General features: G+C 42.2%; 29 protein-coding genes and 2 riboswitches. Of the genes, 17 read left to right on the forward strand and 12 right to left on the reverse strand.

Translation table 11 applies throughout. The features are described 5' to 3' along the window. The first annotated feature begins 18 nt into the window (after window positions 1-18). On the forward strand, window positions 19-1,032 hold the full coding sequence (locus ACTHRG_RS03345; RefSeq protein ID WP_076263355.1) for a DUF3231 family protein: 1,014 nt from the start codon (window positions 19-21) through the stop codon (window positions 1,030-1,032). A 47-nt stretch (window positions 1,033-1,079) separates the two neighbouring features. Here the strand turns inward: ACTHRG_RS03345 and ACTHRG_RS03350 are convergent, their stop codons facing one another. Continuing rightward, the gene (locus tag ACTHRG_RS03350; RefSeq protein ID WP_076263353.1) at window positions 1,080-2,015 is read right to left on the reverse strand and encodes a MerR family transcriptional regulator; all 936 of its coding nucleotides are present in this window, start codon (window positions 2,013-2,015) and stop codon (window positions 1,080-1,082) included. 295 nt (window positions 2,016-2,310) lie between these two features. On the opposite strand from ACTHRG_RS03350, the gene ACTHRG_RS03355 reads away from it, so the two are divergent. Next, entirely contained in the window at window positions 2,311-3,063 is a 753-nt protein-coding gene (locus ACTHRG_RS03355; RefSeq protein WP_076263369.1) for a C39 family peptidase, read from the forward strand. Between the two features lie 189 nt (window positions 3,064-3,252). On the opposite strand, the gene ACTHRG_RS03360 is transcribed toward ACTHRG_RS03355, so the two are convergent. Next, window positions 3,253-4,317 carry an AbrB family transcriptional regulator gene (locus ACTHRG_RS03360; protein ID WP_076263351.1) on the reverse strand — a complete coding sequence of 355 codons (1,065 nt, stop codon included), beginning with the start codon at window positions 4,315-4,317 and terminating at the stop codon, window positions 3,253-3,255. A gap of 137 nt (window positions 4,318-4,454) precedes the next feature. Here ACTHRG_RS03360 and ACTHRG_RS03365 point away from each other — a divergent pair, with 137 nt between their 5' ends. Continuing rightward, window positions 4,455-4,745: a hypothetical protein gene (locus tag ACTHRG_RS03365; protein ID WP_048012061.1), complete on the forward strand. Its 291-nt coding sequence runs from the start codon at window positions 4,455-4,457 to the stop codon at window positions 4,743-4,745. A 42-nt stretch (window positions 4,746-4,787) separates the two neighbouring features. On the opposite strand, the gene ACTHRG_RS03370 is transcribed toward ACTHRG_RS03365, so the two are convergent. From ACTHRG_RS03370 to ACTHRG_RS03380, 3 genes are all read right to left on the reverse strand, one after another. Next, the gene (locus tag ACTHRG_RS03370) at window positions 4,788-5,867 is read right to left on the reverse strand and encodes a hypothetical protein (protein ID WP_076263349.1); all 1,080 of its coding nucleotides are present in this window, start codon (window positions 5,865-5,867) and stop codon (window positions 4,788-4,790) included. Further along, entirely contained in the window at window positions 5,860-6,426 is a 567-nt protein-coding gene (locus tag ACTHRG_RS03375) for a sigma-70 family RNA polymerase sigma factor (protein WP_076263347.1), read from the reverse strand. Before ACTHRG_RS03375 ends, ACTHRG_RS03370 begins: the two co-directional genes overlap by 8 nt. Window positions 6,427-6,762: 336 nt before the next feature. Beyond that, window positions 6,763-7,278 carry a CBO0543 family protein gene (locus ACTHRG_RS03380; protein WP_076263345.1) on the reverse strand — a complete coding sequence of 172 codons (516 nt, stop codon included), beginning with the start codon at window positions 7,276-7,278 and terminating at the stop codon, window positions 6,763-6,765. 141 nt (window positions 7,279-7,419) lie between these two features. Here ACTHRG_RS03380 and ACTHRG_RS03385 point away from each other — a divergent pair, with 141 nt between their 5' ends. Further along, window positions 7,420-8,169 (forward strand): Cof-type HAD-IIB family hydrolase, encoded by a 750-nt coding sequence (locus ACTHRG_RS03385; protein WP_076263343.1) that lies wholly within the window; start codon window positions 7,420-7,422, stop codon window positions 8,167-8,169. A gap of 35 nt (window positions 8,170-8,204) precedes the next feature. Here the strand turns inward: ACTHRG_RS03385 and ACTHRG_RS03390 are convergent, their stop codons facing one another. Next, window positions 8,205-8,657, reverse strand: coding sequence for an OsmC family protein (locus ACTHRG_RS03390; RefSeq protein ID WP_076263341.1), 453 nt, complete (start codon window positions 8,655-8,657; stop codon window positions 8,205-8,207). A gap of 115 nt (window positions 8,658-8,772) precedes the next feature. After that, a riboswitch (TPP riboswitch) is annotated at window positions 8,773-8,885 on the forward strand. 104 nt (window positions 8,886-8,989) lie between these two features. Here ACTHRG_RS03390 and ACTHRG_RS03395 point away from each other — a divergent pair. The 11 genes from ACTHRG_RS03395 (at window position 8,990) to ACTHRG_RS03445 (ending at window position 16,243) form a co-directional block, all read left to right on the forward strand. Next, window positions 8,990-9,751 carry a 3-oxoacyl-ACP reductase gene (locus tag ACTHRG_RS03395; protein ID WP_076263339.1) on the forward strand — a complete coding sequence of 254 codons (762 nt, stop codon included), beginning with the start codon at window positions 8,990-8,992 and terminating at the stop codon, window positions 9,749-9,751. A 13-nt stretch (window positions 9,752-9,764) separates the two neighbouring features. Beyond that, window positions 9,765-10,580, forward strand: a complete 816-nt coding sequence (gene thiM / locus ACTHRG_RS03400) for a hydroxyethylthiazole kinase (protein WP_440230581.1) — start codon at window positions 9,765-9,767, stop codon at window positions 10,578-10,580. A gap of 2 nt (window positions 10,581-10,582) precedes the next feature. Continuing rightward, window positions 10,583-11,404, forward strand: coding sequence for a bifunctional hydroxymethylpyrimidine kinase/phosphomethylpyrimidine kinase (thiD, locus tag ACTHRG_RS03405; RefSeq protein ID WP_076263335.1), 822 nt, complete (start codon window positions 10,583-10,585; stop codon window positions 11,402-11,404). Further along, entirely contained in the window at window positions 11,394-12,053 is a 660-nt protein-coding gene (gene thiE, locus ACTHRG_RS03410; protein ID WP_076263333.1) for a thiamine phosphate synthase, read from the forward strand. Before thiD ends, thiE begins: the two co-directional genes overlap by 11 nt. 130 nt (window positions 12,054-12,183) lie before the next feature. Then, a complete protein-coding gene (locus tag ACTHRG_RS03415) occupies window positions 12,184-12,939 on the forward strand; it encodes an exodeoxyribonuclease III (RefSeq protein WP_076263331.1) in 756 nt (251 codons plus the stop codon). Between the two features lie 81 nt (window positions 12,940-13,020). Next, entirely contained in the window at window positions 13,021-13,278 is a 258-nt protein-coding gene (locus tag ACTHRG_RS03420) for a hypothetical protein (RefSeq protein WP_076263328.1), read from the forward strand. Window positions 13,279-13,543: 265 nt separating this feature from the next. Continuing rightward, window positions 13,544-13,643, forward strand: a riboswitch (guanidine-I (ykkC/yxkD leader). Window positions 13,644-13,708: 65 nt separating this feature from the next. Then, complete coding sequence (locus tag ACTHRG_RS03425) at window positions 13,709-14,047, forward strand: DMT family transporter (RefSeq protein WP_076263326.1); 339 nt, start codon at window positions 13,709-13,711, stop codon at window positions 14,045-14,047. Then, window positions 14,044-14,358, forward strand: coding sequence for a DMT family transporter (locus ACTHRG_RS03430; protein WP_076263323.1), 315 nt, complete (start codon window positions 14,044-14,046; stop codon window positions 14,356-14,358). The genes ACTHRG_RS03425 and ACTHRG_RS03430 overlap by 4 nt, the downstream gene beginning before the upstream one ends. Window positions 14,359-14,483: 125 nt before the next feature. Next, window positions 14,484-14,870 (forward strand): DUF302 domain-containing protein, encoded by a 387-nt coding sequence (locus ACTHRG_RS03435; protein WP_076263321.1) that lies wholly within the window; start codon window positions 14,484-14,486, stop codon window positions 14,868-14,870. 113 nt (window positions 14,871-14,983) lie between these two features. Beyond that, on the forward strand, window positions 14,984-15,832 hold the full coding sequence (locus tag ACTHRG_RS03440; RefSeq protein ID WP_076263318.1) for a hypothetical protein: 849 nt from the start codon (window positions 14,984-14,986) through the stop codon (window positions 15,830-15,832). After that, on the forward strand, window positions 15,833-16,243 hold the full coding sequence (locus tag ACTHRG_RS03445; RefSeq protein ID WP_076263315.1) for an HIT family protein: 411 nt from the start codon (window positions 15,833-15,835) through the stop codon (window positions 16,241-16,243). It abuts the gene before it with no gap. Window positions 16,244-16,274: 31 nt separating this feature from the next. Here the strand turns inward: ACTHRG_RS03445 and ACTHRG_RS03450 are convergent, their stop codons facing one another. Next, window positions 16,275-17,288 (reverse strand): AI-2E family transporter, encoded by a 1,014-nt coding sequence (locus ACTHRG_RS03450; protein WP_076262236.1) that lies wholly within the window; start codon window positions 17,286-17,288, stop codon window positions 16,275-16,277. A 41-nt stretch (window positions 17,289-17,329) separates the two neighbouring features. Next, the gene (locus ACTHRG_RS03455) at window positions 17,330-17,638 is read right to left on the reverse strand and encodes a hypothetical protein (RefSeq protein ID WP_440230582.1); all 309 of its coding nucleotides are present in this window, start codon (window positions 17,636-17,638) and stop codon (window positions 17,330-17,332) included. Window positions 17,639-17,745: 107 nt separating this feature from the next. On the opposite strand from ACTHRG_RS03455, the gene ACTHRG_RS03460 reads away from it, so the two are divergent. Further along, on the forward strand, window positions 17,746-18,591 hold the full coding sequence (locus ACTHRG_RS03460) for an SDR family oxidoreductase (RefSeq protein WP_076262240.1): 846 nt from the start codon (window positions 17,746-17,748) through the stop codon (window positions 18,589-18,591). On the opposite strand, the gene ACTHRG_RS03465 is transcribed toward ACTHRG_RS03460, so the two are convergent. Then, window positions 18,588-18,920 (reverse strand): hypothetical protein, encoded by a 333-nt coding sequence (locus tag ACTHRG_RS03465; protein ID WP_286149062.1) that lies wholly within the window; start codon window positions 18,918-18,920, stop codon window positions 18,588-18,590. The genes ACTHRG_RS03460 and ACTHRG_RS03465 overlap by 4 nt on opposite strands. A 166-nt stretch (window positions 18,921-19,086) precedes the next feature. Here ACTHRG_RS03465 and ACTHRG_RS03470 point away from each other — a divergent pair, with 166 nt between their 5' ends. Continuing rightward, the gene (locus ACTHRG_RS03470; protein WP_076262242.1) at window positions 19,087-20,229 is read left to right on the forward strand and encodes a metallophosphoesterase; all 1,143 of its coding nucleotides are present in this window, start codon (window positions 19,087-19,089) and stop codon (window positions 20,227-20,229) included. Between the two features lie 25 nt (window positions 20,230-20,254). On the opposite strand, the gene ACTHRG_RS03475 is transcribed toward ACTHRG_RS03470, so the two are convergent. The 3 genes from ACTHRG_RS03475 to ACTHRG_RS03485 all read right to left on the reverse strand — a co-directional run bounded on the left by ACTHRG_RS03475 (window position 20,255) and on the right by ACTHRG_RS03485 (window position 23,138). Next, window positions 20,255-21,046, reverse strand: a complete 792-nt coding sequence (locus ACTHRG_RS03475; RefSeq protein WP_076262244.1) for a putative hydro-lyase — start codon at window positions 21,044-21,046, stop codon at window positions 20,255-20,257. A 20-nt stretch (window positions 21,047-21,066) separates the two neighbouring features. Further along, window positions 21,067-22,257 (reverse strand): NRAMP family divalent metal transporter, encoded by a 1,191-nt coding sequence (locus tag ACTHRG_RS03480; RefSeq protein ID WP_440230583.1) that lies wholly within the window; start codon window positions 22,255-22,257, stop codon window positions 21,067-21,069. 110 nt (window positions 22,258-22,367) lie between these two features. After that, window positions 22,368-23,138, reverse strand: a complete 771-nt coding sequence (locus tag ACTHRG_RS03485) for a LamB/YcsF family protein (protein ID WP_076262248.1) — start codon at window positions 23,136-23,138, stop codon at window positions 22,368-22,370.

Here is a 23,138-nt window from a genome sequence, read left to right on the forward strand (position 1 = left end):
TAATTAGGGGGATTTGGGATGGAAGAAAACAAGATTCATTTGACATCAGGTGAAATGGCAGTTTTATGGACGGGTTACCTAAATGACAGCATGTCATTGCCCCTTCTGGATTATTTTGTAAAGACTGTGGAAGATCATGAAATAAAACCTGTCATTGAATTCGCCCGGCAATTATCGGACGGGCATATCAGGTTTTTGACTGATTTCTTCCAAAATGAAAAGTTTCCAATACCAAGAGGCTTTTCATCTAATGATGTTAATCTCCATGCTCAAAAGTTATATACAGATACATTTATGCTGGAATTTATTATGCAGATGGCCAAATCCGGCCTTGTTGCATATGGCAGTTCTTTGGGCATGTGTTCCAGGAAAGATATTAGAGCATACTTTATTAAATGCATTGATCAAACCGTCGAATTGTTTGAAAAAGCAACGGATATAGCCTTAGAGAAGGGAATTTATCTGAGAAGGCCGTACATAGATCTTCCGGCGGAAACAGACATGATTGATGATAAAAGCTATTTAAGCGGCTTAAATCCTTTAAAGAAACCGCGGCCATTAAATGCGATTGAGATTGCCCATTTATCCTTTAATGTAGAAACCAACATGGTTGGAACCATGCTTGCTCTCAGTTTTTCACAGGCTGCCAAATCAAAAGAGATAATCAGCTATATGGAACGGGGTAAGGATATTTCAAAAAAACATGTGAAAGTTCTTAGTGCAGCATTGCTGGACAATGATATACAAGCCCCTAATTCCCCTGATTATGCTGTAAAGGGAAACGACGAATCACCATTCTCAGAACGGCTGATGATGCAGCTTATGGCGTTTCTGAGTACATTGGGATCGGGAAACTATGCCGCAGCAGCTTCCGCAAGCCAAAGAAGTGATTTAATCCTGAATTATGAACGTCTTTCTCTTGAGATTGCCCAGTTTGCCAAGGACGGAGCAGACATTATGATCAAACACAAGTGGCTGGAACAGCCGCCAGGTTCCCCCAACCGGAAAGACCTGGCCAGAAGGCAAAACTAGAACCAGGGAATGCTGCTCTCCTGGTTCTTTACAAATATACACCAATTCTATTTCCAAAACTTCCACCATTTTTTTTCAGGTTCCTGTGCGGCAGCCGCACTTCGGAAGGAAACAATCATATCCTGAAAAACATCTTCCCGCTGCTTTACTTCATGCCAATATTGCTCCCGCTCTTTATTAATGGTTTCGATATAAATTTCCCTGTCCGTATTTAACGTTTCGATCAGCGAGCTGATTTCGGTGCTGGTCACCTCGGCAGAAGAGGAGATGTAATGGATCATGGTTTTGAATTCTTCGGAGGATGCTTCAGAGGATTCCGTCAGTTTGTTTGTCAAATGATGAATTTGATCGGAAGTACGTTTCGAACTCTTCGCAACCCTTTTCGAAAGAGTTCCGAACGCTTCGGAAGTATGCTCCGAAGTCTGCTCAATCCTCGCTGACAGAGATTCAATTTCCGCTTTCGTTTTTTCGCCTGATTTGTAGATTGAATCCGATAGGCTTTTCACGGTATGCAAAGATCCTTTGCTAATCTCTTTTTTCACTTCTTCTAATACATCTTTTCGAACGCCGCTGCGAATTTCATTTCTGACATCTGAAAGTAAACTGTCCCTGAAATTTTCCATGATAGCCATGAGCTGTTCAGCATTCATGACTGATTCCTGCTCTTTATGTAATGCTGTTTCCGGTTCTATTGCCGCCAAAGCCGTTTCATTTGCTGGTGAAGACGTTTCAGAAGCATAGTCCATATGTTTTTGCATTAATTCCCGGATCATTTCCTTGCTCAGGTTTTTATCGCGCATTTGCTTCACTTTTTCAAGCAATGCAATTTCATGGTCTGTATAAAAACGGGCTCCCTGTTTGGACCTGGGAATCAGCAATAATCCGTTCAAATCCTTTTCCCATTGTCTTAAGGTCCCCGGAGGCACATTCAGCATTTTCGAAACCTCTTTAATTGTATAAGCCTTCATATATTGCGTATCCATTTAACTCAGCCCTTTCCAAAATAGATTCTGAATCATTCGGAAGCGGGTTCCGAATCAATTTCTACTAACCTATTCAGCATGCTATCCCTCTTTTTCCTGCCGCATGACAAAAGCTATCAAAACAAGACCTTATTCATCAGAAAAAAGCAAAAAACAGCCATTTTGACAAAGATCCTAAAAAATTTGCCAATCATAAGGCGATTTGTCATATCCGGGCGGGTATGGCACAATGGTAGGGGAGTTTAGCAAACTAGGATATTATGAAAACAGCGAAATGAAAAGGGAGCATGATCAATTGGGTAATAGAATTATCGCAATGTCTATAGCAGCCGGGGTTGGATTGTCTCTGACTGTGGGAGGCATAAAGATGGGGAGCAATGAACACTCAAAGGAAAAGGAAATATCCTATACAGCTGTTCCTCATGCGGAGGCTATGCATGAACCGCCTGTGAAGCAGGAAATTCAAAAGCAATCGGTGCTTCTGGATGTGCCATTGTACAACCAAATGGATCACCCGCGTTTATATAATGGTTGTGAGATTACCAGTTTAGCAATGATTATAAGCTATGAAGGCATTAAAGTATCAAAAAATGAGTTGGCAAAGGAAGTTAGCCGGGTACCGCTCAAGTTTAGCGGAGGTGAGTACGGGAATCCCAATGAGGGCTTTGTAGGCAATATGGAGGATGGTCCGGGATTGGGCGTTTATGAGGGGCCGATTTTCAATCTGGCGAAAAAGTACTTTCCTGATCGTGCTGAGAATCTGACTGGCAAACCGTTCGATGTGCTGCTTGAAAAAGTAGCGAAAGGGTCGCCGGTCTGGATCATTACAACCGCAAGCCTGTCACCCGCTGCATCTTTTGAAACCTGGAATACACCGGGCGGACCGGTGGATGTGACCTTCCAGATGCATAGTGTAGCCATAACCGGGTATGATGAGGAAAATATCTATATTAACGATCCGTATGGCACGAAAAATAAAAAGGTGCCTAAACAGCAATTTATAGAAGCCTGGGAGCTAATGGGGTCACAGGCTATTGTCATTAACTAGTATACTGGCAAAAGAAGGGGCTGCAGTTTGCAGTCCCTTCTTTATCGCAGTCTAACGGGCAGTAAGACCCCCACTTCAAGACTCAGAGGAATCCAAGGAGGATAAGCGGGTGTCAAACTGCCCGTAAAGGCCCGATTGGTTCAACTAACAATCCGTGAGGGATAAGGAAAACCCCACTGAAGTTTCACTTTATTTGCTTAATGATCCCATTCTCTTATACTTCAAAAAGATCCATTTTAAAAACGGAGGCACTACAAAGAAGATAAAGAATAAGCGAAAAAGCTGATATCCTGTTACGATGGCCAGGTCGGCCCCGGTTTCATGTGCGATGATGGCCATCTGATCCATCCCTCCCGGTGCAAGGCTCAGTAGTCCGGTGGCAGGGGAAAGGTCAAAAGCGTGTATTACCCAAAAGCCAAGCAGGGCCGAGCATACCATGAGAAGCAGGCCGCTCAAGGCAGCAAGTGAAATCGTTTTAATCTTATTGCCCAGTTTTTCAGGCTTCATCATCATGCCGATATGAGCTCCTATTAATAGCTGTGAAAAATCCAAAACAGACGGGGGGAGCTGAGGGCCATTTATGCCGGAAATGACAAGAACAGCTGTTCCTATAATCGGACCGAGAAGGTATGCAGTAGGGAGCTTCAGGCGTTTGCTTAGAATAATGCCGGCAAAGGAAACAAGAGAAAAGAGTAAGATATCAGGGAATAAATCCCTCCATAATGGAACTGAAGCTGTAAAATCCGTACTGCTTGCGTTGTCCATCCATGGTCCGAAAACCAGAACAGGGACAATGAAGATAATCATAGTCAGCCTTGCAACCTGCATAAAGGTAACTACTGTGATATCAATTCCTTTGACTTCCTCTGCCAGAAGAATCATTTGCGAAAGACCTCCGGGAATACTCCCGATCAGCACTGTTGCATAATCGATGCCCATTAATTTAGCAATGAGAAGGGCAGAAAGGGCACTAAAGAGGATCAGGCAAACCGTAATGAGAAAAATAAAAGGGAGCTTCTGGAGAATAAGCAGCACCGCGTCCTGTGTAAAGGAAAGGCCGATGCTGTATCCGACGATGATCATCCCGGCATCGCGAAATGCGGCTGGCCAGTAAAATGGAATCCTGCTGAGCCGGCTTCCAATCATTACACCAGTCAATGCACCAAGCAAAAAGGCGACAGGAATGTGCAATAAAGAAAATAACCCTGCACCTATTACAGCAGCAGAAAAGGTGAAGAAAACATTTTTAGTCACGAAAAAACCTTCTTTTAATTAGATTACCTAAAGATATTTATACCATATTTGAACTATGAAGGAATTACAAGTTTTATGTAATGGAATGTTTTCATACATTTATAAAGAGGTCAGTATTCTTAGAAGGGGGACTAACCATGCCGGAAAAATTAAGCCATCTGGTTTTCATCTTATCTTTTATATGCCTCGGTTTATTTCTACTTCTTGGTTTTTCGCCTCTGTATGATCTTTACCTGCATAATATCGGACATCGTCCATTTTCACTTCTTCTCCTCCTGACAGTCCTTGTCTTCCTCGTGAGTGTTATAGTCTTAAAGAAAGTCCAAAATTGGCAGGCGGGCTTTCATGTCTTATTTTCCATTATCCTCACGCTTTTTCTTTCATCCGTCCTCGCGATCATTGTGTTCTTTGGGGGCCAATTCAGGTAAAAGTAAAGAGCCTGCACCATTAAAGGTACAAGCTCAGCCCATTTACTGGATTGGCATCCAGTTTACCTTCCATATTCCTTCGCTGTTTTTGCTCAGGCCGAAGCCCAGCCCATCCTCTTCAGATATGGAAATATACGCTGAAGAGTCATCGATCATGACTTCTTCCAGACTAGTATTCTTCACCCTATGCAATAATGTCTTTTCTTCCGGTATAGATGCTGACTCCCTTATCGCATTGAGGTAATCATTCAGAGTTGGAAACGGTTTTTCGATACCCGGGTCATGGTTAAACAAGGCATATTGAGTATAATAATCTTCAATTTCCTCAGCGAATAAGTACAGCTGAAATACTTCTGACGGTCTTAGACCACTTAATATCTCATCTGTCCCTCTTAAAGAAAATTCTTTATACACATGGTTTAATGGCTCTGGAAGGACCAGCTTCTTATCATTGTTCAGCATCAGCTGGAATGGCAGAGGCTCCATTTGCAGTTCCTGTGGCATAATCACCTCAACAGCGTCAGCCTGATGGACAGTGCCTTCTGCAGCACGATATCCGCCGATAATTAAAGAAACATTTTCCTCTTTAATTGGCATTTTGACGCCAAACACCTTTTTCAGCTTCTCCTGGTCGGCCTCATTAAAAGCTATTTTTACGTTTTTGCCATCTATGAGCGGCAGCAGCTTTAAGGAATTATGATCAGGCAGAAAGTATACAAGGTCATTCTTAAAATCCAGAGTGCCTGTGATTTCTGCTTTGCCTGTAAAAACTGCGGATAAGCTGCCATGTGAATCCTTCTCAAAACTTTTCAATTTCCAGTTGTTCAGCATAGCACCCTCTGCAAGACCAGGATAAAAATATCTATCTGCCACGGCGGTTTTCTGTCCATTTTGCTTTGTAAAGAAATCTGTCTGAATTCCGGCAATCCCGCCAATCAAGAGGACAAATCCGACAGCTGCAGCTGCAGACAGAAGCTTTGGAACATATTCTTTTTTTCGTCTCTTAACAGCAGAAGAGCCTATCCGGTTTCTGACTATCTGTTTTTCCTGTTTTGTGAAAACAGATTCCTTCGTCCATACAGCATTCATTGCTTTCTTAACTTCATGATTCAGATCACCCATGCTGTTCACCTCTTTCTGAATCGGTTAGAATTTTCCTGACTTTTTCCTGTCCTCTGTACAAGCGTGTTTTAACGGTTGAAATAGGAATATTAAGAGCTTCACTTATTTCAGCAAGACTAAAATCCTGATAATAATGGAGCAGAAAAACTTCTCGGTATTTTACTGTCAGTGATTCTATCGTTTTCAGCAATTCATGATGTTCATCCTGTTCCAGAAACGCTGCTTCAGGATCTTTTCCTCTATCCTTTTTCAGAAGAAAAATCTTTTCATTCATAATCAAATTGCGATAATGCCAGCTTTTAAGGTAATCCTTGCTTTTATTAATAGCGATTGTGAAAATCCATGTTTTAAAAGAAGATCTTTGCTGAAAATTTTCCAGTTTTTCATACACAGTAATAAAGGTGTCCTGTGTTAAATCGCTGGCAGTATTCCAGTCTTTCACATAGCTGTATATTAATCTTTTCAGAACGGTTCCATACTCATCCATGATCGTTTCAAGAACGAGAGCACGGTCCACTTTATCCTCAATTGACCGTTTTACATACTCATCAATGCTCACATGTCTGCCTCCTTCCTTAAATGCCAGGCCTCCGATTTTGGCTGCCTTTTATTTGACTGACAGTTAGACGACAGATACAAGCAAATCGCTTCATTTTTTTGGCATTTATTAAGATTATACATAAAAAGCGCAAACCATTTGGTCTGCGCCTGAATTATTTATTCACTTTTTTCCTGATTAAATAAAACCACATCAATGCATAGGTTAAGAACAGAAGGAGCAAAAATAAGAACACAGACAAATCGTCTTGAATGATCATTCCATTACACCTCACTTCAAGCTTGCATTTATCGCAGTCTAACGGGCAGTAAGACCCCCACTGATTGAAGTTTCACTTTATTTTAGGCTGTCCAATGGAAACGGAAATAATAAGTAGAAAATCACCGCAGCAGGCAAAGAAATGAGCATGGCCATTGCCGGTTTTCTATAGTGGACTCTTAATACTGCGAACAAAGCAATATTCAGCCAAATATTATGCCAGCCGTTCCAGCCATTATCGTACACAAACATCCCTTTATGGGCAAACAGAGATTGAATGATGGTAAAAAAGCCAATCCATACAGCAGAGTAAATGTATCCATGATTTTTATTCTCAGGATAACGCTGCAGATATATGATCAGAGCCATGGGAGTTATAAAGTAAGTGAAAGCTAAGTTAATAATGGAATGGTTAAGCCATTCGGCCGTAATGCCTCTAAAAGCCCAGAGAGTATGATTAAAATAGAGCATATTATAGGTAAGGTTAATCGCAATAAAGTACAGCACAGTCGGGTATTGTTTTTTCCATTGTGACCAATCAATAAAGCGGTAAGCAAACAAAATCCATACAGCAATAACAAGTATCAGATACATAGGACATCACCTTTAATATTTATACATACAGGTATTGCCATATTTTTAAAAAATATTCACCTGAAAATCACCGTCTTTGAAGGATAGCCGGGTTAACTATATAATGGCTTTATTGTGTTAATAGAAGAAAGGGAGAGGATCATGACAGAATCAAAAATTTCACCGCAGATAAAATTAATCGCTCTCGATATGGATGGAACTTTATTAAATTCCAGAGGGGAAATTCCTGAAGAGAACCGTGCAGCCATAAAAGAGGCGAAGGAGAAAGGAATCGAAGTCATTTTGAGCACCGGAAGATCAAGGCTCACAGCAGGCGATCATGCCGATTCCCTGGAATTAAACTCCTATTTAATCACGGTTAATGGCAGTGAAATATTCGGCCCTGATGGAGAATCAATTTCTAGAGCTCCCGTTGATTCCAAAGTTATGGAATGGATGTGGAACTTATCACAGTCACATAAAACCAATTTCTGGGCCACCAGCTGCGAACGGGTATGGAACAACGAAATGCCGGAGAATATCCATGACCATGAGTGGCTCAAATTTGGATTTGATATATCAGATGATGCAGTCAGGGAACTGATTCATAACGAGCTGCAGTCAAAAGGCGATTTGGAAATTACTAACTCAAGCTTAACCAATATTGAAGTCAATGCTCTGGGCATCAATAAAGCGAAAGCGATCCAGAAGGTAACAGAGATTCTTGGCATTTCAATGGAAAATGTAATGGCCATGGGAGACAGCTTGAACGATATTGCCATGATTGAGGAATCAGGCTGGGGAGTAGCAATGGGAAATGCCCAGGAAATCGTGAAAGAAACAGCCGATGCTGTGACGGGAACCAATGATGAATCCGGTGTTGCACAGGCAATCCGAAAATGGGCCCTATAGGGAACAAAAACCGGCTATCATGCCGGTTTTTTGGTTTACTTCATTGACCTAAGAATGGTTTCCTCTAATTTGACTTCTACATTCCCTTTAATTGCCCTTGAAATCATGCAGGATGCTTCAGCTTTTTGTGCAAGCTTTCGGGCAAGTGCAAGGTGCTTTTCATCGGCATCTGCCTTCAGTACGATAACCGGCCGATGAATGATTTTCCTGTAGGTGATCACACCATTGGTCACATCCACAACACCGACGGATTCCATCGTTAGGTCATCTTTCTCAATCCGGCTGCGTTCCATCATGGCTGCCAGGGTAATAATATAACAAGTTGCCGCCGCCCCCAGAAGCATTTCATCCGGATTGGTTCCGATTCCAGGACCGTTCATTTCCGGAGGGATAGATACCTTAGTTATAAGCCCGCCTGTTTCAATTTCACCCACATCATTGCGAAGGCCAGGCCAATGTGCTTTTAAATGAAAATGGTGTTCAGCCATATTTGAATCCTCCAAGTTATGTATTTCTACTTACACATTAAAGAGGAACAGGCAGAATTGCAAGACTTTACAGATTTCACGTTTCAGGCTAAGATAAAAACAGCCAACTTAATAGTTTTACTGCTAGGGGTGCCCGATGCTCGCGGGCTGAGAAAGAAACCGGACTGTTTTTTACCCTTCGGACCTGATCTGGATCATACCAGCGTAGGAAAGTAGTAATTGCGGGGAACGACGTTCTTTCTCTTAGATTATTCAGCCAGGTCCAATTTCGGATCTGGTTTTTATTTTGTTCTCAAAACAAATGAATTGGCTATCAATAAGGAGGATTTTCTATGAATCTTAACGATCAGATTGTCATTATTACAGGCAGCAGCAGAGGGTTGGGCAAAGAAACAGCAAAATCATTCGCGAGAGAAGGGGCGAGAATTGTCATTAACTATTTCCATAGCGAGGAAAAAGCCTATGCTCTGCAGAAGGAAATTGGCGAATCAGCCATTGCCATTCGTGCTGATGTTCGGGACAGAGTTCAAGTGAAATCCATGTATGAAAAAACGAAGGAACACTTTGGAGCCCCCATTACAACCATAGTCAATAATGCACTTGTGAATTTTCAATTTGACCCTATTTCAAAAAAAGATGCAGAAACAATTAAATGGGACGATTACAAAAATCAGCTGGAAGGTGCAATTCTAGGAGCATTGAACACAGTTCAGGCAGGTCTTGACGATATGAAAAAACAGGAGTTTGGCAGGATAATATCGGTCGGCACCAACCTATTCCAGCATCCAGTTGTACCCTATCATGACTATACGACCAGCAAAGCTGCTTTATTAGGCTTCACCAGAAATATGGCGAATGAGCTGGGCCAATATGGAATTACTGCAAATATGGTATCAGGCGGTTTGTTAAAAACGACAGACGCCAGTGCTTCGACCTCTAAGGAAGTCTTTGAAATTATCGAAAACTCTACTCCATTAAGAAAAGTCACAGATCCTGCAGAAGTGGCAGATGCGATAGTCTTCTTCGCCTCTCCCTGGGCAAGGGCAGTTACAGGACAGAATTTGGTTGTGGATGGCGGACTAGTTATGAATTAAAGGAGGATTCTAAATGAATATTCAGGAGATTAGCAGTCTATTAGATAAAGTAAGAGAGTCAAACCCTCTGGTACATAATATCACCAATGTGGTGGTAACCAATTTTACTGCCAATGGCCTGCTGGCAATAGGGGCATCACCTGTAATGGCATATGCGCATGAAGAGGCGGGTGATATGGCTAAAATCGCCGGGGCACTGGTTCTCAACATGGGAACACTGACTGAAAAAGAAGTGAAAAGTATGCTTATCGCAGGAAGGTCTGCCAATCAGCATGGTGTGCCGGTAATCTTTGACCCGGTTGGTGCCGGCGCGACAGCTTATCGAACAGAAACAGCCAATAGAATAATGGAAGAATTAGATATTAGCATCATAAGAGGCAATGCTGCAGAAATTGCCAATGCTGCAGGACAGCAATGGAATATTAAGGGCGTCGATGCCGGAGAAGCAGAAGGAAACACTTCAGATCTTGCAAAGTCGGCAGCAAATAAACTTGGTGCAGTCACCGTCATTACAGGGAAACAGGACATCGTTTCAGATGGACATTCCACTTTTACGGTCAACAATGGCCATCCCCTGTTAACGAAAGTAACAGGTGCCGGATGTCTTTTGACTTCTGTCATTGGAGCTTTCGCTGCTGTTGAAAAGGATCCAGTAAAAGCGGCAGCTGCTTCATTGGTCGTGTATGGCTCTGCCGCCGAAATCGCTGCAGAAAAAACGGATGGCAGGGGCCCGGGCACTTTCCAAATAGAGTTCTTGAATAGCTTATATACTATTTCAGCCGCAGATGTTGAGTTGCGCGGCTCTTTTAGTCAGATAGGAGGGGAATAACTATGAAGGTGAATAAAGCCTTAACCATAGCAGGATCAGACAGCGGCGGCGGTGCGGGTATTCAGGCAGATTTAAAAACCTTTCAGGAACTCGGCGTTTTCGGCATGTCAGCGTTAACTGCCGTAACTGCCCAAAACACCAGGGGAGTGCAGGGAGTTTATCCAATGACCCCAGATGCTGTTGCGTCCCAATTGCAATCCATTGGAGAGGATTTATGGCCGGATGCAGTCAAGACAGGAATGCTCTTCAGTGCAGAGATTATCGAAAGGGTTTCAAAGGAGATTGCGAAATACGGCTGGAACAAAATCGTCATTGATCCGGTGATGATTGCAAAGGGCGGAGCTAGCCTTCTGCAGACTGAAGCCATTTTAGCGATGAAAAAGCTTCTGATTCCCCTCTCAATGGTCATCACACCCAATATACCCGAGGCGGAGGTTTTAACGGACACTGCCATTCGCTCAATGGATGATAAACGGAAGGCAGCAAAAGAACTGTATAGGCTTGGTGCGAAACATGTCATCATTAAGGGCGGTCATGAGGAGGGAAAAATGGCTGCCGATCTATTATTTGACGGTGAAGGTTTTACCGAATTCAAGAGTAATAGAATCCAAACAGCCAACACACATGGGACAGGCTGCACTTTTTCTGCTGCAATCACAGCCGGCCTCGCTGACGATCTTTCTGTGCCACAGGCTGTTGATCGCGCAAAGCAATTTATTCAGGCAGCAATAGAAAATGACTTAAGAATTGGCAGCAGTCATGGACCAACCAATCATTGGGCTTATAATTTGAAGAAAAAGGAGAGCTTCATATATGGAAGTTAACCCTAAGCAAATACGAAACTGGCTTAAAGTGTATTTCATAATGGGGACCGTAAATTGCCGCTATAAGCCTGAAAATATTCTCCGGTCAGCGATTAAAGGGGGCATATCCCTGTTTCAATTCCGTGAAAAAGGTGCAGGATGCCTGCACGGCAAAGAGAAGGAATCTCTTGCAAAAAGGCTTCAGGCAATCTGCAAAGAGAGCAATATTCCTTTTATTGTAAATGATGACATTGAATTGGCACTTAGTATCAACGCAGATGGCGTCCATATAGGCCAGGAGGATGAACCGGCAGATGTGGTCCGCAGGAAAATCGGCAGCAAAATCCTTGGCGTCTCCGTGCATAATATGCTTGAAGCAGAAGCAGCAATCCGGCAGGGGGCAGATTACCTGGGCATTGGCCCTATTTATCCGACAAGCACAAAAAAAGATGCCAAAGCCGTTCAGGGTCTTACTTTTTTAAAGGAATTGAGAGCTGCTGATATCCAGATTCCTGTTGTAGGAATAGGGGGAATTCATTCTGAAAACACACCTCCCATTATGGACGCAGGAGCAGACGGTGTCTCTGTCATTACGGCAATCAGCCAGGCGGATTCCCCGGAAAAATCAGCCAGGGAGCTAAAAGGAGCAGTAATGAGAAATATCCATTAATTTTGGGCATTTATAAAAAAATCAGTATTCGATTGCCTTTCAAGCATCAGTGTTTATTACTATGCAATTATTGAAAAGCCATGGTAATGTTGTACTCATACAGATTTTTTCGTAAGGAGATACAATTGCAATGAAACTCATATCATGGAATGTGAATGGCATTAGGGCCTGTGTGAAAAAAGGCTTCATCGATTACTTCAAAGAGGTGGATGCAGACATCTTTTGTATCCAGGAGTCTAAATTACAGGAGGGGCAGATTGAGCTCATCTTGGATGGCTATCACCAATATTGGAATTATGCTCTGAAAAAAGGGTATTCCGGGACAGCTGTTTTTACGAAAAAAGAGCCGATTTCTGTCCGCTATGGGGTGGGCGATGATGAAACAGAACCCGAGGGCAGGATTCTTACGCTTGAGTATGAAGACTTTTACCTCGTGAATGTCTATACGCCGAATTCGAAGCGTGACCTCGCCCGTCTTCCATATCGTCTGGAATGGGAAGAGCGGATTAGGGAATATTTACATGAGCTGGATGGAATCAAGCCTGTTATTATGTGCGGTGACTTAAATGTGGCCCATAATGAAATAGATTTAAAGAATGCAAAATCCAATCGTGGAAATTCCGGGTTTACCGATGAAGAACGCGACAGAATGACCAGATTACTTGGTTCAGGGTTTGTTGATGCTTTCCGCTATAAATACCCGGAAGCCGAGGGAGCCTATACATGGTGGTCCTATATGGCAAAAGTAAGGGAGAGGAATATCGGCTGGCGGATTGATTATTTTATAGTTTCAGAAAAGCTTCAGGAAAAAATAATAGATTCACAAATTCATTGCGACATTATGGGAAGTGACCATTGCCCGGTAGCCCTTGAACTGGATCTATGATGAAGCCTCTGCGATGTGCAGGGGTTTTGTTTTAGGAAAACAGGCAATAATTGAATTAAGATTATCTAAAGGAATGGTTATATGAACAAAACAGAAATGCTGAAGCTTTTTGTTCTTATTGAGAGAGTGTATCCGCCTTTCCGGATCAAAAACGAAATTGTTCATCATTATTTTGATCACTGTCTGGAGTTCGACTACGAAAAAGCCTTCAACAGCATAAAAGAGCATATCAGGAAAAGTCCGTATCCTCCATCTATCAGTCATATCGGGTGCTCTGCTGAAATGGCAGACTGCCGAAATTGGGAACAGGAGTATGTCCTTGCTGATCATGTGTGTTGATATTAATGGAAAATGTTTTGTAAATTTGTTATAATGCGTGTAAATCAAATAAAGTGAAACTTCAATCAGTGGGGGGTTCCTTTCCCCCACTGATTGTTAGTTGAGGCCCACGGAAAGTGGGTCACAAAGACGTTGCCACAGGATGTGGCGTTCTTAGTCTTTGTTCTTTTTTTCGGGCCTTTACGGACAGTTTGACCCCCACTTATCCTCCTTTGTTTCCTCTGGGTCTTGAAGCGGGGGTCTTACTGACCGTTAGACTGCGATAATAAAGGTTTTCTAGGGTTCCGCAGCAGCTGCTGGCCTGGTCCGAGAGAAAACTCATAGCCTTTATGGCTATGCCACGGAGGGATAAAAGCCTGGGAGATACTGATTATCAGATATCTTCCGGGCTTTTTTCTTTTTCAGGAAAATTAATAAAGGAGCTGATTTCATGCAGTGGCTAAAGGTATTTATTGCTGCATTTTTTGAAGTTTTTTGGGTCATTGGCTTAAAGCATGCGGATGATCCCTTATCATGGACAGGGACCATCATAAGCATCGCTGTCAGTTTTTATCTGATGATCATGGCGGGCAGGGTGCTGCCGGTAGGGACGGTATATGCTGTCTTTGTTGGCATGGGCACCGCCGGGACAGTACTATCTGAAATTATATTTTTCGGAGAGCCTTTGAAATTATCTAAAATCATTCTGGTTCTTGTTTTATTATTAGGAGTACTTGGCTTAAAGCTGGTGACAAATGAGGACGAATCAAAAGGAGCTGAAAGTTCATGAGCTGGCTGTATCTGATTCTAGCGGGAATTTTTGAAATGACAGGTGTCACCATGATTAACAGCTGGCATCAAAAAAAGAACTGGCAGTCCTTGCTTCTGCTAATTGGCGGCTTTGGCGCCAGCTTCCTGTTCCTGTCTCTGGCCATGAAAGAACTGCCGATGGGCACAGCTTATGCCGTCTGGACCGGAATCGGCGCCGCCGGTGGAGCGGTCCTTGGCATGATCCTGTACGGAGAACCGAAAGATGCCAAACGTATATTCTTTATTGCAATGGTATTAAGTGCAGCGATTGGACTAAAACTTGTGTCTTAGATAAGAAACCCGGGCTCACTAAACAACGGTCGCCATCAACATCTCATAGCAGTTCACCAGCATTCCATAGTAAAAAAACAGAAGTTTGTTCATATTAAAAAGGACATGAAAAAGAGGTGACTGCTATGAATTTTGATTACACAGTTGAATCAGAGAAATCCATTGAAGAAGCAATTACAGCATTGGAAACACATTTAAAAGATGAAAAGTTTGGTGTACTTTGGACTTTTGATATTAAAGAGAAGCTGGAGGAGAAGGGCTTTCATCTGGAAGAAGAATTTAAGGTCCTTGAAGTTTGTAATCCCCAGGAGGCGGAGAGAGTACTGAAAGAAGAAAAAAAAGTTGGCTATTTTCTCCCCTGTAAAATCGTTGTATATAAAGAAAGCGGCAAAACAAAGATAGGATTGCCAAGGCCAAGTATGTTAATGAGCATGATGGAAAGTCAGAAACTTAAAGAAATGGCATCAGATATAGAGAAGCGCCTGATTGCCTGCCTGGATAAGTCCATTTAAGCCGTTTCCATAATAAAACTTCCTTCCAAAGACAAACAGTAATTAACACTGTTTGTTTTTCTTTTTATGGCTTACAATAGAATGTGAATTCTAAATATTATGAAGGTGAATCTATGGAAACAAAACTAATTTTAATCGAGGGTCTGCCGGGTTCCGGCAAATCCACTACGGCAAGATTGGCCTATGATGTGCTTAGGCAAAACGGCATCGAAGCAGAAGTATATTACGAAGGTGATCTCGACCACCCGGCCGATTATGAAAGTGCAGCTTACTTTACTAATGAAGAGTGGCAGCTCTTAATAGAAGAATTTAGCCCCTTCAGAGATCAACTATCAGAGAAAAGCATTTCAGAAGATAATGGCTTTTTGCTGCCTTATAAAAAGCTTGGATCTGATATGCCTGATACATTTTTTGAAAAAGCATTTAAACATGATATCTATGAGCTGCCATTAGAGCAAAATATAAAGCTCATTACTCAAAAGTGGGCAAGATTCGCCAGGCAAGCTGAAAACAGCAATAAAGTTCATATTCTCGAATGCTGTTTTATCCAGAATCCCGTTACGATCGGAATGATTAAATATGGGGCTCCCCAAACAAAGCTGCTGGATTATGTTTTAGCGCTGGAAAAATCGGTGAAAAGGCTCAATCCGATGCTAATTTATATCAATCAGGATAACATAGACTACTCCTTCAAAAGAGCAATAAAAGAACGGCCGAAAAGCTGGTCTGAGGGTTTTATCCATTATTATACCCAGCAAGGATATGGAAAACAGAATCATCTAAGCGGGGAAGAAGGCACCATAAAGGTTCTAAAAGCAAGGAGAAAGGCTGAAGAAGAGATCCTGAAAAAACTGACTATCCGAAAGAACCTAATCAATAACACTGCATATGATGAGCATTCCCACAGAATCGCTTTAAAGAATGTCTTGATCAATAACCCTGTAAGGAAAGGAAATGTTTAAATGATCCATCAGGAAAATTGTCCTTTTTGCAGTCCGCACAAGGATCCTCAACAGAATATCATTTTTGAAAATCGTACTTGTTATTTTCTTCAGCACGATAAAGAACAGGACGTTTTGGAGGGCTGCGGGGTTATTGTGCCAAAAGCACACCATGCAGATGCCTTTCACTTAACGGCTGAAGAGTGGAAGGATACATATGAACTTCTTCAAAAAGCAAAAGATTATTTGGATAAAAAGTATGCTCCGGATGGGTACACTCTTGGATGGAATGTCGGTGAAGCTTCAAATCAATCCATTCTGCACAGCCATCTGCACGTCATACCCAGATATAATGATGAAACACACGCAGGAAAAGGGCTCAGGCATTGGCTGAAGCAGCCTGAAAATAAAAGAGGCGCAGTGAATAAATAAAAAACACACAGCAGACTGTGTGTTTTTCAAGTTACTGTATTTTCGGAGGATTGCTCTTGACTTCAAGTACATCCAGCAGAAACACAAACACCGGTATACCGACAATCAATCCCCAAACACCGAAGAAATGCTCTGAGAAAATCAGTACGATGAACGTATAAAATACTGGCAAATCCGTTTTGGAAGACATAAGCTTCGGGTTTAAAATATAGGCTTCAATCGCATGAATCACCATAATTAACAGGAGGATATATAACACCTGGATGAAGCCGCCTAGTGAATAGGCAATTGTACATAAAGGAACCAGGGAAATAATCACGCCTGCTACCGGGATCAGACCAAGCAGGAAGATAAGTATTGACAAGCCCATCAGGTGAGGGAAGTCCATGATCCAAAGGGCAAGTGTTGTCAGGATACAATTCACTGTGGCAATGACCACTTGAGCTTCAATAACCTTTCCAAATGTTTGCACGAACTTACTTCCAAAATAGGAAATCTCATTATAAAAGGCAGCCATTTTGCTGTATTTGAACTTTAAAGTAAACTCCATAAGTTTAGGCTTTTCAAGCAGGAAGAACAAACTAAGGATAAGCGACAGCAATACTTGAATCGCAATATGGCTAATATCGGAAAAATATTGAAGCAGGAACGCAAAGCCCTGTTCGAGATACTTCGTAATTTCATTTCTTTCAAGCATTTGTACAATGTAAGTGATAACAAGATTGTCATGCTTCTGAGTATAAAAGCTTTCAACCTGCTTAAACAGCTGAGAAATCTCAGTTACTATTAAAGGAAGATATTTAATAATCCCGATAGAAAGCAGGCCGATAATTCCTATATAAAGGGTTACGACAGTCAGTTTTCTATTCAGTTTAAATCTAGAAAGGACCAGTTTCACGAGCCTATCCATCAAGAAGGAAAAAATAAAAGTTATCAGGATTAAATTAATCATGCTTCTCGACAGGTAAAGAGCCAGAACTATAATTCCAAAAATGATGAATCGTTTAAAGCCGTTATTATTGAATAGTGATTTAATCGTTTCCAATTCTATTCCTCCACACTTTAGTAAGTTTCTTCAAGGTTCCATTAAATGCGGAGATAGTTACTCTGAAACATGTAGGGTGTCATGTATTCATTGCTTCTATGGAATGCAGCAGATGTAAGACTCTGAAAATACATGCGCCGTGCTTTAAAGTTGGTTGTTTTGGCGGTAGTATTTACTGCAGTTACCAGTGTGCTGCAAAAAGCAGGGTTTTTCAGAGCTGGTGAATCGATCACAATGGCATCTCTTCCCAGGTCATTGAAATCTATCTGCTCCTGGCTTTGCTGCACTGCCGGAATCAAACCGGATAAAAGCAGGAAAATGCTGATAAATATGTGAGCCAACTTGTTCATCCTCTTATTTTCAATATATTTATTATTTTATAATACTTTTACATTTAATTATATATCTATTTACGTTCGAAATAAAAAAATTAAGACCGGAGAAAGGATGAAGGTATTTGAAAAGGAAATATGCAGTTATTACCGGCTGTTCCAGCGGGTTTGGAATATTAATGGCCATTGAGCTGGCAAAGAATGATTTTCAAGTTCTTGCAACAATGAGAAACTTGGATAAAGGCAAAGCTTTAATGGAGAAAGCTGATAAAGAGGGAGTACTTGCTCAGATTTCCATTCACGAATTGGATGTCACTTCATCAGCTTCTATTGAAAATCTAAAAAGCCTGCTGCTCCAATTGCCTTCGGTTGATGTTTTAATCAATAATGCAGGCTATGCGGGCGCAGGATTTGCAGAAGAAATCCCGTTGGATGAGTATAGAGAACAGTTTGAAACAAATGTCTTTGGAACGATCGCCGTGACACAGGCAGTTCTGCCATTTATGCGGGAACAGGGATCAGGTACTATCCTAAACATCAGCTCCATCAGCGGAAGAGTAGGTTTTCCAGGCTTATCGCCATATGCCGCCTCAAAATTTGCGGTAGAAGGCTGGAGTGAATCACTTAGGCTTGAAGTCAAACCGTTTGGAGTAAATGTGGTGCTGATTGAGCCAGGATCCTTCAGGACAGGAATTTGGACAACAGGCAAAAAGATCGCGGAACCCTCTTTGAAAAACGACTCACCTTATTACTCTTATATGAAAAAAATACAGAGGTACCTTGAACAAGGAGAGCCCTTTTATGAAGATCCAATTATTGTTGCGAAAAAAGCAGTGGACATTATCAGGGAAAAAGAACCCGCACTCAGATACCCGGTAGGAAAGGGTGTCCGCACAAGAATTCGTTTGAAACACCTTCTGAGCTGGAAAAGCTGGGAGAAACTCATATTCAAGACACTTTATAAAGATTAATTGATAAACAAATAGCCGGTAATGATTAACCCAACGATAAAAAAGACAAAAGTCCCAGCAAGAAATGGATTGAGATTAATGAAGAAATCTGCTCTTTCTTCTTCATTCATATGAGTCATCATATTTAATTTTGAATCGGCAATTACATTATTTGTCCAGGCATCGCCCTGCGAAAAAGCAAATAAGCTCATTGCAAATAGGAGAAAGCTGCTGTAGGCAAAGGTATCAAGAAGAGGAAAGTTGAGAAGTAATGACACAACCGCTGCTAAAATGGATTCTAAAACAAAAAATAATAATGACCAAATCCAAAACTTTCTTTGTTTAACCATAAGAGGTCCTCCTTATTTCATTTCTTTTTTATACCGAATAAAGAGGAAAAAGGTTTCAAAATTTTCCTTTTTTTCTTCTTTTTTCTTAAGTCCCCAATCTCTGATTAATTTTCTTGCATCTAGAGAAAATAAGAAAACTAATCTTTGATCGTCTGGGGGAGTTGGAATGAAAAAGGGAATGAAAAAATATACGATCACGCTGTTATCATTCATAGCCCTTCTGCTTGTCTGGAACCAGACGGAAGCTGAAGTATCCGGACCGCCAACCATCCATCTGCGCGTGATGGAAACCACTGATTTGCATGGAAATATGATTGGTTATGATTATGAAGACCGCAGGAAAACAGTGGAGTTTGGGCTTTCCAGGACGGCCAGCCTGATTAAACAGGCTAGAAATGAGTCTCCTAACTCCCTTTTATTTGATAACGGGGACATTCTTGAAGGCAATGGGCTCGATGAATATGCCTATAGAAGCCATCCTCTTGATATGGCTAATGTCCATCCTGTTTTTAAGGCTATGAATACGCTGCTTTATGATGCTGCAACAGCGGGAAATCATGAATTTAATTACGGAATTGATTTTATGGAAGAAAGCCTCAGGGGAGCCAATTTTCCTTATGTGAATGCCAATATCTATGTGGAAGACGGCAATCAGCTTGAAGAAGATGACCTCAATTATTTTAACCCCTACACCATTATAGAGAAAGAAGTGACAGATACAGCTGGAGAAAAGCAAAAGCTGAATGTCGGAGTCATCGGCTTTATTACTCCGATTGTTGCGGAGTGGAATAAAGAGTATTTTCGCGGGAACCTTAAAGTGAAAAATATAAAAGAAACGGCAGAGCACTTTATCCCTATAATGAAAAGCAAAGGGGCGGATATCATTGTGGCCCTTGCACATACCGGCCTCCAATCCGATAAAGGGCTGGAGGAGAAAAAGGGCAATTCAGTTCAGGCACTCAGCAAAGTTCAAGGAATAGATGCCATTTTATTCGGTCACAGCCATTCTGTTTTTCCTGTCAAAGATGAGCTGCAAAAGGTGCCGGGGATCGACTTGAAGACAGGAACCATTAATGGAACAGCTGCTGTACAGGCTGGATACTGGGGCAATCATCTCGGTCTCATCGATTTGAAAATAGTCTTTCAGGGTGGAGAATGGAAAGTAAAAAGCAGTCTATCCACCATCAGGCCTGTTTACCGGACTATCAAAAGTAAAAAGAAGGAAGTCATCCCGGCTGACCCATTAATAGAGCAGATTATGAAAAAGGATCATCAAGATGCACTGGATTTTTTAAAACACAAAAAGTAAAAGGCGCCCAATGGACGCCTTTTTCCTATAAAACCGAAAACTCTTCATTTTTTAAATCAGTAATAAACATATGTCCCGGTGCATGTGTAATCATAATTTCCGGCTTTACATGCATGGCAACTGCCTGAGGAGTGACGCCACAAGCCCAAAAGACCGGAACCTCTCCATCTTTAATCGTCACGGCATCGCCAAAATCGGGCTGATGAATATTATGAATGCCGATTGCTTCAGGGTTCCCAATATGGACAGGGGCCCCATGGACAGAAGGGAAGCGGCTAGTCACCTGGACAGCCCGAATAGCTTCCTTCTCTGTCATCGGCCGCATACTCACAACCATTGGCCCTTCAAACCGGCCTGCCTTCACACACTCAATATTGGTTTTAAACATCGGGACATTCCGATTTTCCTCAATATGGCGGATAGGGATATTATTTTTCAGCAATGCTTCTTCAAAGGTAAAACTGCAGCCGATCAGAAATGCCACCATATCACCATCCCAATAAGAAGTGATGTCCGAAAGCTCCTCAGAGAGAACACCGTTTTTATAAATCCTGTATTTGGGCAAATCGGTTGTGATATCAGCATTTGGGGCTGACAGCATCGGCACAGGAGACCCAGGTTCTGTCACATCGATGATTGGGCAGGATTTTGGATTTCTTTGGCTGAAAAGGAGAAACTCAAAAGCCAGTTCCTTTGGCAATATGGCAAGATTGGCCTGAATGTAGCCGTTTGCCATTCCAGCAGTCGGCTTATCCCACTCGCCGCTGCGAATTAATTTGCGCGACTCATCAGGTTTCAATAGAGAAGGGGAGTTCATATAAAAATCTCCTTTCATGTTTATTTAAACAGCTCAGGGATTCCGTTGATTAATGAGTAAACCCCCATGTAAGACATGGCAACCACGATAATGACACCGAAAATTGTCATCCACAGAGGATGTTTGTAGTCACCGACAATTTTGGTTTTATAGGCAGCAATCAGCATGACACCTAATGCGATTGGCAGGATAAGACCATTTAATGAACCAACTAAAACCAGTATTTTTACCGGCTTTCCAATTAAAACAAAGACAAATGTAGAAACGGCAATAAACCCGACAATCACCCATTTATGATATTTTTCAATAGAAGGACTCAATGTCCGAATAAATGAGACTGAGGTATAGGCTGCACCGACTACAGAAGTGATGGCTGCTGCCCACATTACAACTCCAAACATTTTATAGCCAATATTGCCCGCAGCCAGCTGGAAAACAGAAGCTGGCGGGTTGGATGGGTCCAGTGCCAAGCCCTGCGAAACTACACCTAGGGCTGCGAGGAAAAGGAAGATACGCATTATGGAAGCAATCCCGATTGCACTCACAGAGCTCTTTGTGACTTCAGGAAGAGCTTCTTTTCCTTTGACACCTGCATCAATTAGGCGATGGCCGCCAGCAAAAGTGATATAGCCGCCGACCGTACCGCCGACTAGTGTAATAATGGCCAGAATATCAATTTTGTCTGGAACAAACGTTTTGACGACAGCTTCACCAACAGGAGGCTGTGCCGTAAACATGACATAAAGAGTTAATCCGATCATGACAAATCCTAAAATCTGTGTGAAGCGGTCCATTAATTTTCCGGCTTCTTTTACAAGAAAAATGCCAATTGCCAGAATTCCGCTTAAAAGGGCGCCAAATTCAGGCGAAATGCCGAAAATAACATTAGTACCCAGCCCGGCACCTGCAATATTTCCGATATTAAAAGCCAGTCCACCCATAACAATCAGGGCAGCCAGGAAATATCCGAGGCCCGGCAGGACATCATTGGCAATATCCTGGGCCCGTTTTTCAGACACAGCAATAATTCGCCAGATATTCATCTGTGCACCAATATCAATAATAATAGAAATTAAAATGACAAACCCGAAGCTCGCAAGCAGGGTTTCTGTAAATACAGTCGTCTGAGTCAGGAAGCCCGGGCCAATGGCAGATGTAGCCATAAGGAAGGCAGCGCCAAGTAAAAGACTGGCATTAGATTGCTTTTTCATGCATTTTCCCCCAATAATTCAATTTGTGGTTATTTTTTTATGCCATCAGCCTGCAGGGGCTGATGGGGTGCCATTCGCACAAGCATTAATTTTCTCCATCAATACCAATTTTATTTCAAAATATCACTGATTTTTGCTACCTGGATACCAGCTTCATTCAATGCCTTCGGAATGTACTGGGCAAATTCAAGAGCGCTTTCCCCGTCACCGTGGATGCAGATCGTATTGGCCTCAATGGATACATCAGTGCCTTGAACAGAATGAACTTTTCCTTCCTTGACCATGCGGATTACCTGATTAACAGCAGCGCTGTGATCAGTAATCAGTGCATTGCTTTCCCGTCTTGACGTAAGCGATCCGTCCTCCTGATAGGTCCGGTCTGAAAATACTTCATTGGCGGACCGGAGGCCAATTTTCCTGCCGGCTTTAACCAATTCGCCCCCTGAGAGACCGAACAGAATCAGTTCTGGATCCACTTTGTAAACAGCTTCTGCAATTGCTTCCGATAATGGTGCGCTTTTTGAGGCCATGTTAAACAGTGCACCGTGTGGTTTAACATGCTGAAGCTTACCGCCTTCTGATTTAACAAAAGCATATAAAGCGCCAATCTGGTAGACCACCAGGTCATAGGCTTCCTGAGGTGTAATACTAATATCCCTGCGGCCGAACCCGTGCAGGTCCTGGAGTCCCGGATGGACACCCAGGCCAACATTTTTCTCAAGCGCCAATCTGACTGTTTTTCGCATGGTCGCAGGGTCGCCGGCATGGAAGCCGCAGGCGATATTGGCTGAGGTGATGTGGTCCAGGATTTCCTCATCGCGTCCCATCTTGTAGGAACCAAAGCTTTCTCCCATATCACAGTTAATATCTACAATGTGCAT

Origin of the sequence: Cytobacillus sp. SAFR-174 (genome assembly GCF_051964675.1) — a bacterium.
Classification (GTDB): Bacteria; Bacillota; Bacilli; order Bacillales; family Cytobacillaceae; genus Cytobacillus.